The following is a 12,242-nucleotide window of genomic DNA, read 5'->3' as shown; positions in this document are numbered from 1 at the left end:
ACTTTCTATTTTTAACGCTATAATCCCATTTGATATTAAGTAATGCATGTGGCTTAGTATTAAAACGAGAAACGCGCCTTTATGGCGCGCTTTCTTTAATAACTTGTTTTTCTTAATACACGGTTGATTTCTCCACCTACCCCATCATTTCCAATAATTTGTTCGCGTCCAATTTTGTATAACATTCCTTGATGATAATTTTCAACCGTCATTAGCGTGGTATCAAACTCATAAGACTCGCCCTGTTTTTCAATCAATGATTTGATTGCCAATGCGATTGTTTCATCACTGTAATGTCGATTTGTAAAAACATAATCAGCACCGCCATAAACTATATTAAATGGCGAGCTTTCATTGTAAGAGTAATCAGTATAGCAATCGAACCGTGACGTTTTATATTTTTTGACAATCGAGTCAACTTCATCCACTGTCGGCCCATCAGTCCATGACACATAATAAGAACTGTAATATTGTTTACGTACCGAAAATTTAGTTTTTGGGAAATGTTTTTTTAATTCAGCACGGATATTTTTACCGACTATTTTTACTTCATTGTCTAAATTAGAAGTTATCTGAGTTAAGTGCGAATATTGATTATTGTTTTTTTGAAATTCGACACCTTGATTAAATTCGATTTACTCTTTTTCTTCCTCGGCTTTTTCCATTTGTTCGAATTCTCCTGACTGTTTAATTAGTGATTCAATTGTTTCATTATCAACAAATTCATTTTTCACTTCCCACTGAATTCCTCCCCTTAAAATAGATTCTGGTAAGCGATTCGATTTATCACCATTGTAAAATACAATATCAAATTCTGCATTGCCTCCGCTCACAATGATATTACATAGATTCGTCACTGTATCTGGTTTTTGCTCACCATGAATATTAACAATAACCCCCTTGCCGAGATTATATAAATTAGTGTAAACCACTTGTCCAACTGATAATAATGTTTGCTGTTCCATATTCATTTACCTTTTTCTGATTTATTGATTGATGGTGTTCAATTAAGCGCAAGCCTAAGACTTGCGCGGGATAGACTTAATCAATGGCGTTTAATATTTTGGTTTGTGATTCAGGGGGTAATGTGAAAATAAAATCCCGTAATTGATGAAAATAAGCAGAAATACGCTCACAATCTTCGTGATGCCCTTTTTCATAGGTCACAAATGAAAAATGGCTTAACATCATTAAGGTGACAATAATGCCTGCTTCTTGAGCACTTACATCGTCCATAAATCCATTCGGTGAAGTGAGCATATAGCCTTTTGTCGGTTGCAGATAAAAACCGCCATTCGACAATTGATAAAAATCCCAATAGCCGCCGTTATAGGCTACGGCGTTCCGAGTCATCCAGTTATAGATTGCATTTTCAAAGGCAATACAGTAACGACCTAGTTTTGAAGGTAAAAACGTTAAACGAGCTTGAGCATTCTTCACCTCAATAGCCGTGATTAGGATTTCGTCTTTTCCATTTCTTTCGTTAGATTCTCTCGCTGCAAGGTTTTGTTGTTGTGTCATTTTAGTGCCTCCTTTGGGTTAATGATTTCTTTCGTCGAGTTCCTGCGCTGCAAAGGGCGTGCATAGACGAAATGAGGAAGCAAGCAAGGGCGGAGGCAAAATTGTTGGTAAGCGCAGCGGCAAGAATTTTGGTGGAGTTCACTTTACCCTTGCTGGATGACGAGTTGAGACTATGTTTAAGCCCGAGCGGAGGGGCTTGGCGAAAGATTAACAACACAGTGGCTGAAAATGACGCAACCCGACTTGCGGCGAGAGAAACGAACCGCAAGGCGTCCTTTGAGCTTAACAACATTAAGCGGTTTCAGGGGCAGCTCCCACAGGGAGCTTGCATCCCTGTCCTTTGCGCTACGCGTTAACGTAAAAAGGCGCAGGGTTTGGCGTTGTCGGATTGAGCCTGGCTCGATGCCAGGATTAAGCCGATGCGCAAAAAAGGGGAATAAATCCCCTTGAAATAACGTGAATTAGGCGGTTAAAAAGGATTTAAAGCGAAGTGAATTTAACATTAACATCGGGGTATACAACGTTTGACGAACGTCCAGCGTTAAACTGTTACCAATATTCACAATGGCAGGTATCCCCAATAATGCCAGTTGGACGTAACACATACGGGCAGCAACTTCATCAATATCGGTACACACCGCAATCATTTGCATTTGCGGATTAAAACCTTGTTGTAACACAGAATTGGCACAAGCAATCACCATTCCGCCCGCCCCGCACGTTGGCTCGGACACACTGATATAGCCATTTTGTTCAATTATCGCCCCACAATCCCCGATTATGAGATCACTCATGAGCTGGCTAACGTGAAATGGGGTAAAAAATTGCCCCCATGCCCCTTCGCCTAACTCAAGGGACATAAACACCGCCCCTAAAAAATCGGTCGCTTGTTGGTCTAAGGCGTTAACACAAAGGGCTAATAGTTTCGCGAACGCATCCAAATCAGCTCTTTCATAACGCGCAATCACCTTAAAATAGGTTTGTTCCAATTCAGGGCACTGTTTCACACTGTTTTCTAATGAAATCGCAGCAACATGAATAAAATCCCGAAACACGTCTAAGCGACTGTGATAACGTGCCGTTTGATTAAATAATTGAATAAACTCGGTGTGAAAATCACGCTTTGACTTGGTGTGAGCCATTGTTAGGGTTGCTTTTTCGGCTGTTTTGTCTGTCTTTGTGTCTATCTTATTGGATGAGCCTGAAATGATAGGACTGGGGGTTTTTACGGGTTGGCTTAAATCTACATCAAAAAAACTCAATTGTGACATATCGACGCTCCAGAACTGCCCCTGAAACAAAAAGCAGGGGCAGTGAGTTAACTTAAATCCACGATTTACACAGTTCTAAACAGCGCAAAAGTTGCCCCAAACAATGGTTATTCATTGCAGGGATGCGAACGGGCTGTTTGCGTTTAAGTTGTTTGTCGATATGTCGCGCCATTGCCCGATAACACGGTTCAATTTCGCTGATTATCATATCCTGACGCACGACTCGACGTTTTGACGCGACGGGTATTTGGGGCTTTACAGGGGTGGCAGCGTATGCCATGATGGTTGAGTTCATAGGAGCTACTCCTTTGAGTGAGTTGATGCCTTGATTTTTTCTCGCAGAATCTATCTCAAGGCTCGGATTAAGCAGGCGCAAGCCTGCTTTTTTCATTGTTGCGCCAGCAATCCAGCACAACGCACACGCGAAATAATTTGCGCGTGAGATAACGTTGATACATCCCTAAACGTGAAATACCGTCCGTCCACTTTGACAAAAATGTCAGTCACGTTCCCCAAAAACATCTCTTGCAATTTAAAGGACTCAGTATTGTTATTGCCTTGCCAATCCAACGGGGGCATAACGGATAATGCATCCATAAATTGCATTAAGGTGATTTCTGTCGGGGCAGTTTTAGCCGCTTGTTCACGTCCTATCCAATACATCATTTCCGCGCTTTGGGTTTCTTGGTGACTGTCTGTTTCGTACTGCTCTAATGCGTGATACATACTTTTTCTCCTTTTATGATTTAGTAGTTGGCTCAATATCGAACTGGCTCGATATTGAATAGCGCGTTAATGTTTCGCGCTATTCAATAGGTCGCTTTAACGGTATTGGCGAACCTGTTTTTTAAACTGTTTAAGGTGATTGGCGCTTTCAATTTCGCGGTAAGTTAAATCGGTGTTTTTTGTCCCATCCGTTAAGGCATAGTGGTAATTCATGTTCATTTTTTCCGCGAATTTCGTTTTTTTCAGAAAAGTGAAGAATTCGGCAATGGAATTGAAGTGATAAACGTCATCCGCTTGCCCTGTCACATTTTGCTTATGGGTTTCTGCAATAAAAACGTGGTAATTCATGTTGATACTCCTTGTTTTTGGCTTTTAACTCATCTTTCTGGAGGTTTTGGCGTGGCGGTGTTGACGTTCACCGATGGCCTCGTAGTTCTCTTTGAAAGTGTTAATTCATCTTACTGTCAGTTCAGTCGCGGCAAGGGCGTGCATAGCTGAGACGAGGAAGGAAGCAAGGGCGGAAGCAAAATTGTTGGAAAGCGCAGCGACAAGAATTTTGCTGGAGTGCACTTTACGCTTGCTAGATGACGAGTTGAGGCTATGTTTAAGCCCTAGCGAATGGGCTGATAGTAAGAAAATAACCGTCGGGTGAGGAGGCAATCGGCCGACACGCAACGCGTGGCGTCTTTAACGGCCGTGCGAAGCACGAAATGCCGTGCAGTTAGGTTTCGCTTGCTATCCGAAGGACAGAGACGCTTGCGGCTCTGCGGAAACCCATTCGTAAAACGAATGGCGTTGGAGTGTAGGCGACAGCTCGAAGAAGTCGAGCTGCCGTAGGAACCCATTAGGGGTTATTGTATTTTTTTGATAAATGAATTTTGATTTAAACTTTTTCTCAAAAAGCATCATCTCATTGTTTTTACAAATAAAAACAACTATACGTAATCGCAATCTCAGTAAAATATCATCTTTTTTTAACAAAACCACGGCTCTCAAACGCAAAGACTAGCGGGTTATCCCCATTTTTAGAAAGATAAAGGGCTGTTCGGGTTTACCCGAACAGCCCTTTATTGCTTTCGTTCTTCAACGGTTCATAAAGGTCGATGACACTCCCCACAATAGACGGTTTTCAGAGGGGTTAATCGCACACCACCCAACGGTGTACTGTTATCCGTCATCTCGCCATTAAAGGCATCATTAACACCCACCTTACCCGAAGTGATATGTAGCAGATAAAAAGGTGCCATTGTAATAACAATGAACACATTGTGTTTGTTTGCTTTTTAATTGCATCACCAACTCACTAATTAGCTCTCAACCTTAAAATAGCACAAGACTGGTTGCCAAAAATGCCCCTTTAACATCCTGACTGACAGGATAATAATAGGTGGCATACCCTTCTCTAGGCACCGCCTTGTAATACCCCACGTTGATATCTTCACAGGCTAACCACGTTTCGCGGTCACTCTGTGAAATTTCATTCGCGGCAATTGCTGAATTAATGACCGTTTCTTTTGTGTGCTCACCGCGCATCATTAGCACCAAACTGTCTTCAGTTTCGAGTAAAACCACATTCCATTCATTCATCGTCAACGCCCTTTTAACCGATTAATTTATTGGGAATGGTATAATTATCCAGTAATTGCTCACCGTATGATCGGGTATCGATATCTTCATTGAAATCCAAGAGAGCCGACCACAACGGGGCAAAATCAAGGTGTTTTCGCAAGTTTAAATTGTTAAATCGCGTCGTCCAGTTTACAAGCAATTCAATCAAATCATACTCTTCAATCCCATCATGATTAAACCGGTTGTACCACGATTTAAACTCACTGGGGGTAATGAAGGCTAACTCAATTTCGGCTTGCGCTAATCGGTTTTGGTACTGCTGCTGTGCTTTAATTTGGGCTTTTTGTCGGGCACGGCTCACAACTTGTACTTGAGACTGAATTTTTCGCTCCTGCCGTTCACGGTCGCGGTAATCCAGCTCAGGAAAAAAATCACGCACATGATGATCACACAACGGCAACGGACAAATATAACCTCGGGACTGAATAAACGTATCAAGGGCGGCAAGATAGCGATTTTTTGACGGCATTTCACGTTTATCATCAAAAGATAACACCAATGTATAGTGCAAATCTTTAGCGGTTATTGCCCCTTTATTCCCCGTGAAAAATCGAATTAACGCACACGCATAGGGAAATCGTTTTGGGTATTGCACTTTTTGCATTTTATCTTCGACAAAAAGGATGGCTTTAGCAGCGGCATATTGACGGTCATTAAAGGGAACAAGCGCTAAATGGTTTGGAATGATTGCCATGATTATTCACACTGCCCTTTTCAGGGCAGTGTCTCCATGTTGATTATTCAGCGTTATCGGTGTGGTGAGTGTCAGCGTTTACATCCAGAAAACAGCTCGGCAACCAATGGGTATCTTTAAGGGTATTTTCAGCTAACTCAGCGGCATCCCCTTTTTTCATTTTGACCACTTCAAGGGCTTTACCTTTTACCCCTGCATCGTCCAGACAATCAACAATTTGGTCTTTACTTATGCGCCCAAAGAAATTGGCTTTAGTCGGTTGCCACCATTGGCGAAAATCAAAGGCAATCGCCTGTTCAATTCGGAGTAGAGCTTTGGCTAACGTGTTATCGTGCGGAGCATGATGATTCACTTCACTTAAAGTTTGCGCGGAACAAAATACCAGTAGTGCAACTAAATCCGTTTGCTCCCATGACAACAACCATGAAAAATCCGCTTGCCATGCGTCGGGTAAACGCGCTGACCATGACTCAAATTGCGTTTCCAACATGATTAAGGCTTCACTGTCTTGGGCGGTCGGGGCATTTTTGAGTAACTCGTCCTGAGCGCGTGAAAATTTAATGTTAAACGCGGTTTTGGTATACAGTGAACCAAACACCTGAATACATGCATCATGAACCAAAATCGCCAGTGCCACGTTCGGATGCTGAGTGAGTGCCGCTTGAACCGCTAATGTGCGCTCTGAGGACAAACTTTTGCACAAGGCTGCGCTGTAGGCAGAAACAGTTTCTACCGTAGTTGTTGGCTGCTCACTCACACTTTCAGTTTCGCTTTCTGCTTCACTGCACTGTGGCTCTTGCTGTGCTAAGTCAATGACGCCACGGATGACACACGGTTCTCCATCACGGTCAAGGTAGACCACTACGCCTTTTGTTGCTTTTCCATCGGCTGTCCACGCCTGATTTTTGGTACGATCTTTAATGTCTTCGATTTGCTTTTCGCAGTCTGCCACGGCTTGGCAAAGCTCAGCTTGTTCATTTTCATCATCCGTTTCCCATGATTGCTGACGTAAATCTGTTTCACGAGCACGCAATTCAGCCAGTAAATCCTCAAATTCAGGGGGAATGACCGACTCGGGCGCATGACTAAGAGACAAGGTTTCCCCGTCATTACCGTAAAAGCTCGGACGCTCTAAACGGGCAATACCGAACTGCCAACCCTCAAACTCAGCTAACAGTTCCGCACACACAGTGAGTTTATCGAGTGCCAATTTTTCTAATAGTGGGGCATTTTCAATGAAGCCCGCTTCGGTAAAGAGGTCAATTTCAAGGGTTCCCCCTGCTTGCTCGTAGGTATCCAACCCAACAAACTTCACCAGTCGATTATTTTCGACGGGGGTTTTGGTTTCTTCGACCGCTTCACGTAAGTAACGTGGCTCTTTTTTCCACCCAATGGCATTGTTCCATACCATGACTTGGCGGTCATGGTCAGGGGTGCCAGTTAAGGCTTGCAGCTGGTCAAGGGTGATATTATCCGCATCCAATTCAGCTAATAGCTCGGGCGCCATATTTGCTAAACGCAGACATTTTTTCACGTGGTGAGTGCTAAACCCTAATAAGTCACCGATTTCAGACGCATTTTTCCCTGTTTTTTGTAGCTCGATAAAAGCATGAAGTTGGTCGGCGGGATGCATGGCTTCACGTTGGCTGTTCTCCGTCAGGGAAATAATCAGCGCATCGGACTCTGAAACCACTTTGACGGGCACAGGGAAACTCGACGCTAAACGCCCTTTTGTCACCAATTGTTGTAACGCCAGCAAACGACGTTGACCCGCTGCAACCCCGTAGACGTCATTGTCCATCGGGTAAACCACCAAGTTTTGTAATACCCCGACCGCTTGAATACTGTCAGCCAGTTCTGACAAGGCTTTTTCATCCATCGGGCGTTTACGCACATTGAGTTCACTCTGTACTAATGCCGATAACGGCAATACATGTGCTTCCAGACTGTCTAATGCCTGATAAATTGCGTCGGCCTGTGCGGATTTTGTGCCTTTTTTTGCTTTACGTTGTTTTGGGTTAATGATAGTTTCTAATGTAGACATATTAATCACCTATGTAGTTTATTGTGTCTAAGCTAAGGGAGGGTGAACAACTCCCTTAGCACCTAAGATGCCTGAATCAGTTCAGGACGCAGATAGAACATGTTGTTTAAATTGTCACTAAAGCCAATCGGATAGCCGTCTTTCATTAAAATACTGTTGGAATCGAACGCATCACTGTGCAGCGTGATTTCTTCGTCGTATAACTCCGGTGAAATACCCCCCTCGAATAAATCCAATAACCGTGTTAATGGTGCGATGTAATGCAATAAATCGGCTTTCTGCTCATGCGTCAGTGGGGTTGTAACCCTTCTTTCGTTAGATTCTGGAGCTGCAAGGTTTTGATGTGATGACATTTTTGAATCCTCCACCGTATTAATGATTTCTTTCGTTGAGTTCCTCCGCTGCAAAGGCCGCACAGAGCTGAGACAAGGAAGGAAGCAAGGGCGGAGACAAAATTGTTGGAAAGCGCCGCGACAAGAATTTTGGTGGCGTTCACTTAACCCTTGCTGTACGACGCGGTGAGGCTATGTTTTGTTTTAGGCCAAGCGGAGGGGCACAACGAACGATTAACTACACAGGCGATCAAAATGGCAGCACCCGACTTGGCAGCGAGAGAAGCGAACGGCAAGTCGCCATAAACGCTTAGCAAAGCTAAGCAGTGAATCAGGGACGCTCCCGCAGGGAGCTACACCCCTGCCCTTTGCGCCACGTTGAAAACGTTAAAAGGCGCAGTGGTTGACGTTAAGCCCGTTATCCACATTGTCCACATGAGATGAACCAGTGAGGACAGCCTTCAAAAGCTGGCCCCACGAAAGTGTACGGGGAACCTGCACCGATTGTGTGTCAAAGTGGGTAACGGGTGTTCGAATTAAGTTTGGCTCAATGCCTGACTTAATTCGTAAGGGATTCGTGAAAGAAAGGTAGCTGAAGGAACATTACGCGCATGGCACTTCGAGCAACGGTCGACCAACACAATAAGCGATATACACGGTTCCTTGCTCATCTGTCGATCTTCCGCACTCATAACCAAGTTTATGCGCTAGAATTCCTTGATATTGTTGAATAGTCTAGGATACTTCATCATCATAAGAATGGCTGTAATTAAAATCATTGTCCCACACGCTAATAGACTCATCTAATAATTGTGCTATCACATCATCATCAACGTCTAATAGTCCTAAGTCTTTTCTCAATTGTTTAAAGACTTCTTGCACTGCCTTTTCATCAAAGTCGTGCCGATAAAAAAATGACTTAGTATCAATGATATTCTCGACTTCGATATTGTATTGTTGACATCCTCCCCGCCCTAAAGGACGGGGAGGATGTCAAAGTCGTTGAAGTAAATGGCAATATTTGATAACTCCAATGTAATAATTTTTGTTAAAGTGTAAGTTTTGAAAATCAGGTGTAATAGAGTGAAATATAACAATAAAATATTTCTATCCGCTATGGTTTTTAGTAAATACGAAGTTGGTGGTTTTTATCTATTATTTATATGAAACAAAGAGTTAATTTAATGAGTAACGTTGATATAGCAAGTATTTCCGAAAAAAGATACACAACAAAACACTACGATAGTTCAAAAGAAGTTTCAAAAAGTGACTTAATAAAACTATTGACTGTATTAAGAAACAGCCCATCATCAGTGAATTCTCAGCCTTGGCATTTTTTTGTTATAAACAATAAAAATAATCCCAATCTGCTATTGTCGGGAGTACTAGACTTCAACCATAGTCGAATAGCCGATTCTACTTATACCATTGTTTTTTGTATAAGAAAGTCAATGGATAATGAATATTTAGAGCATTTAACCAATACCGAAATTAAAGATAATAGATTTGAAAATATAGATATTGCTCAAGAGATGGATAAAGGGCGCCGTTACTTTGTCGAATTAAATAATAGTAACCCAGAAAAGCTTCAAAACTGGGAAAGCAAACAACTATACCTTGCACTAGGTCAATTTATGTTTGCGGCTGCCGCAGTAGGAATAGATACAACTGCGATAGAGGGTTTTAACAAGGAAGAAGTTGATAACATTCTAGATTTGAAAGAAAAGAATCTAGAGAGTGTAGTTATGGCTACGATTGGTTATCGTTCTGATAGTGATTCGAATGCCAAAAGGCCAAAATCACGGCTTAATGATGATGAGATATTTACTTTCATTTAACGCTTTAACGATAAATGAGCGATTGATACATTGGGAGTCGCCCGTTTAGCTATTAATGATACCAAGTTATTAAATAGACAATAATGCGGATAACTCTCCTTAAAACGATCTATTTTGACAGAGCCATCATCTTTTAAGAGACGTTGAAAAATGAGGGTAATAAAGGGCTGTTTGGGTAAATCCGAACAGCCTTTTATCTCTCGAAAAACGGTAATAATAAGCTAATTTTTCAGTGTGAAAATTGTGGTTTTTGTTAGAAAAGTATAGGATTCACTGAGGTAGCGATTAATTAATGTCGACTTTTAGTCAAAAAATAAAGAGATGATATTCTCTAACCAAAAATTTGAATCAAAATTAGTTAACCATAAAAATAAAATGCCCCTTATGGAGTACTACGATAGCTCGGTATCCTCGAGCGGTCGCCTACACTCCAATGCCATTCGTAAATCGAACAAGGTCCCACAAAGCCGCAATCGTATCTGTCCTTCGGATAGCAAGCGAGACCTAACAGCACGGCATTTCGTGCTTTGATCGGCCGATTATCTCCTCAGCTGACGATTACTTTCTTACTATCGTGATTTTATTCAAACGGTAGCTATTTCATTAGAAAACAGTGTAAAACAGTGCGCTGACTTAAAAATACTTATTTTAAGGCGATTGAGCATTATGAAAAAGTTGATTTGGATTTGTTTGCGAAATTGTTAGCTCTTTGTGTTCAAACTTTTAGATAGCCTTTTTAGGAGAGGTGTTTATGGCTCTTTAGTTAAGTGAAGGGACATGGGGCAATTTTTCACCCTATTTCACATTAGCCAGCTCATGAGTAATATTGTTGGTGATTGTAGTGCAATAATAGAAAAAACGGCTATACAGGGGTTGTGAGCATATCAGTAGCAAACGTTATATTTTAAATTTACATATCTATGTGATAGCAATTGAATGAGTCCGTTCTAAGAATAGTTATCTTTTATAATAAAATCGACTATCGAAAAGGATAATTTCATGGCCAGCCTTAAGCAAGTCAATGACTGGCCACAATAGAGCTGAAGTTAAAAGTGTTTATAGACATCTTTTCGATGACCAATAGACAATGCGAGTATGACTAATCGTTCATCTTCAATGGTTGCGATTAAACGGTAATCACCTATGCGATAACGGATAAATTCAGCCTTATCTCCCTTCAATATTTTACCGATTAATCGAGGGTTAATACTGTTATCTATATTTTTTTCAATATAACTCTGTATGATTTTCTGATGGCATCGATCTATTTTCTTTAGTTCTTTCTGAAACCGTTTTGTATATTCAATTCTATAATGAGGCATAGTTACCTCAAAGCGGGTCAAAGATAGCTTTATGGCTTAATGTCTCACTATCGTTTAGGTATTCTTCGTAAGCTTCTTCTGCTAGTTTTAAATCAATTTCATCTTCAATTTTTTCAATAATTGCACTTTTGCAAAGTTCACTAAAGGTCAAACCTTTGGCATTTGCATATGACTCAAATAAAGATAGCTCTTCATTATTAAGTCTTATAGCTTTTGTTAAATTTTTTCTCATTGTTCCCTCCTTATTTAGTTATACATTGTATAACGACAATTTATTTTGTCAACCTATATTAAATGAGGTCTTGCTTGATTTAATCTCGTGCTACATGGAAAAAATATGAGCTTAGATTAAGAGGAGTCCAGTTGACATCCTCCCCGCCCTAAAGGACGGGGTTTTACGGCGCACCTGATAAAAATACTGCTTGAATCGAAAGTATCACTGTGCAGTGTGATTTCTTCATAATATAACTCCGATGAAATATCCCCCTTGAACAAATCCAATAGTCGAGTTAATGGCGCAATGTAATGTAACAAATCGACTTTCTGATCATTCGTCAGTAGGATTTCCCCCTCTTTCGTTGGATTCTAGAGCTACAAAGACCGTACAGAGCCAAGACTAGGAAGAAGGCAAGGACGGAGGCTAAATTGTTGGAAAGCGTAGCGGTAAGAATTTTGGTGGAGTTCACTTCATCCTTGCGGTATGACGAGGTGAGGCTATGTTTTAGGACAAGGATATGGCACAACGAGCGATTAATAGCATAAATGATGAAAATGGCAGCATCCGACTTGCAACGAGGTAAGCGAACAGCAAGTCGGCTTTAGAACTAAACAACGTTAAGCTGTCAATCAGGAACTACTCCCAAAG

Annotated in this window: 16 protein-coding genes; 2 read left to right on the top strand and 14 right to left on the bottom strand. The window is 41.4% G+C overall.

Features of this window, described 5'->3' with window-relative positions:
• Positions 1–95: 95 nt before the first annotated feature.
• The 12 genes from PR683_RS18445 to PR683_RS18390 all read right to left on the bottom strand — a co-directional run bounded on the left by PR683_RS18445 (position 96) and on the right by PR683_RS18390 (position 8,238).
• Positions 96–527, bottom strand: coding sequence for an LPD29 domain-containing protein (locus PR683_RS18445; RefSeq protein WP_272526674.1), 432 nt, complete (start codon positions 525–527; stop codon positions 96–98).
• A 108-nt stretch (positions 528–635) separates the two neighbouring features.
• The gene (locus tag PR683_RS18440) at positions 636–965 is read right to left on the bottom strand and encodes a hypothetical protein (protein WP_272581929.1); all 330 of its coding nucleotides are present in this window, start codon (positions 963–965) and stop codon (positions 636–638) included.
• Between the two features lie 76 nt (positions 966–1,041).
• Positions 1,042–1,521, bottom strand: coding sequence for an antirestriction protein (locus tag PR683_RS18435; protein WP_272526648.1), 480 nt, complete (start codon positions 1,519–1,521; stop codon positions 1,042–1,044).
• Positions 1,522–1,982: 461 nt separating this feature from the next.
• Positions 1,983–2,792, bottom strand: a complete 810-nt coding sequence (locus PR683_RS18430; protein ID WP_272526649.1) for an N-6 DNA methylase — start codon at positions 2,790–2,792, stop codon at positions 1,983–1,985.
• Positions 2,793–2,844: 52 nt separating this feature from the next.
• Positions 2,845–3,087 (bottom strand): hypothetical protein, encoded by a 243-nt coding sequence (locus PR683_RS18425; RefSeq protein WP_272526650.1) that lies wholly within the window; start codon positions 3,085–3,087, stop codon positions 2,845–2,847.
• 92 nt (positions 3,088–3,179) lie between these two features.
• Entirely contained in the window at positions 3,180–3,518 is a 339-nt protein-coding gene (locus tag PR683_RS18420; RefSeq protein WP_228367741.1) for a hypothetical protein, read from the bottom strand.
• Positions 3,519–3,614: 96 nt separating this feature from the next.
• Entirely contained in the window at positions 3,615–3,866 is a 252-nt protein-coding gene (locus PR683_RS18415; protein WP_272526651.1) for a hypothetical protein, read from the bottom strand.
• Between the two features lie 743 nt (positions 3,867–4,609).
• Positions 4,610–4,765 (bottom strand): hypothetical protein, encoded by a 156-nt coding sequence (locus PR683_RS18410; RefSeq protein WP_272526652.1) that lies wholly within the window; start codon positions 4,763–4,765, stop codon positions 4,610–4,612.
• Positions 4,766–4,838: 73 nt separating this feature from the next.
• Complete coding sequence (locus PR683_RS18405; protein WP_094962792.1) at positions 4,839–5,105, bottom strand: hypothetical protein; 267 nt, start codon at positions 5,103–5,105, stop codon at positions 4,839–4,841.
• 13 nt (positions 5,106–5,118) lie between these two features.
• Positions 5,119–5,841: a plasmid SOS inhibition protein A gene (locus PR683_RS18400; protein WP_272526653.1), complete on the bottom strand. Its 723-nt coding sequence runs from the start codon at positions 5,839–5,841 to the stop codon at positions 5,119–5,121.
• Positions 5,842–5,884: 43 nt separating this feature from the next.
• Positions 5,885–7,885, bottom strand: coding sequence for a ParB/RepB/Spo0J family partition protein (locus tag PR683_RS18395; protein WP_272526654.1), 2,001 nt, complete (start codon positions 7,883–7,885; stop codon positions 5,885–5,887).
• 62 nt (positions 7,886–7,947) lie between these two features.
• Entirely contained in the window at positions 7,948–8,238 is a 291-nt protein-coding gene (locus tag PR683_RS18390; RefSeq protein WP_272526655.1) for a hypothetical protein, read from the bottom strand.
• A 590-nt stretch (positions 8,239–8,828) separates the two neighbouring features.
• On the opposite strand from PR683_RS18390, the gene PR683_RS18385 reads away from it, so the two are divergent.
• Entirely contained in the window at positions 8,829–8,951 is a 123-nt protein-coding gene (locus PR683_RS18385; RefSeq protein WP_267081383.1) for a hypothetical protein, read from the top strand.
• A gap of 450 nt (positions 8,952–9,401) precedes the next feature.
• Positions 9,402–10,055, top strand: a complete 654-nt coding sequence (locus tag PR683_RS18380) for a nitroreductase family protein (protein ID WP_272526656.1) — start codon at positions 9,402–9,404, stop codon at positions 10,053–10,055.
• Positions 10,056–11,101: 1,046 nt separating this feature from the next.
• On the opposite strand, the gene PR683_RS18375 is transcribed toward PR683_RS18380, so the two are convergent.
• Together PR683_RS18375 and relB are read right to left on the bottom strand one after the other, a co-directional pair.
• Positions 11,102–11,377 (bottom strand): type II toxin-antitoxin system RelE family toxin, encoded by a 276-nt coding sequence (locus tag PR683_RS18375; RefSeq protein ID WP_196719255.1) that lies wholly within the window; start codon positions 11,375–11,377, stop codon positions 11,102–11,104.
• A gap of 7 nt (positions 11,378–11,384) precedes the next feature.
• Entirely contained in the window at positions 11,385–11,609 is a 225-nt protein-coding gene (relB, locus tag PR683_RS18370; protein WP_196719254.1) for a type II toxin-antitoxin system RelB family antitoxin, read from the bottom strand.
• Positions 11,610–12,242: the final 633 nt, after the last annotated feature.

Source organism: Providencia sp. PROV269, from assembly GCF_028477785.1.
Lineage (GTDB): Bacteria > Pseudomonadota > Gammaproteobacteria > Enterobacterales > Enterobacteriaceae > Providencia > Providencia rettgeri.
Note: the sequence above shows the minus strand (reverse complement) of the source record. Positions and strands in the feature narration are given on the sequence as shown.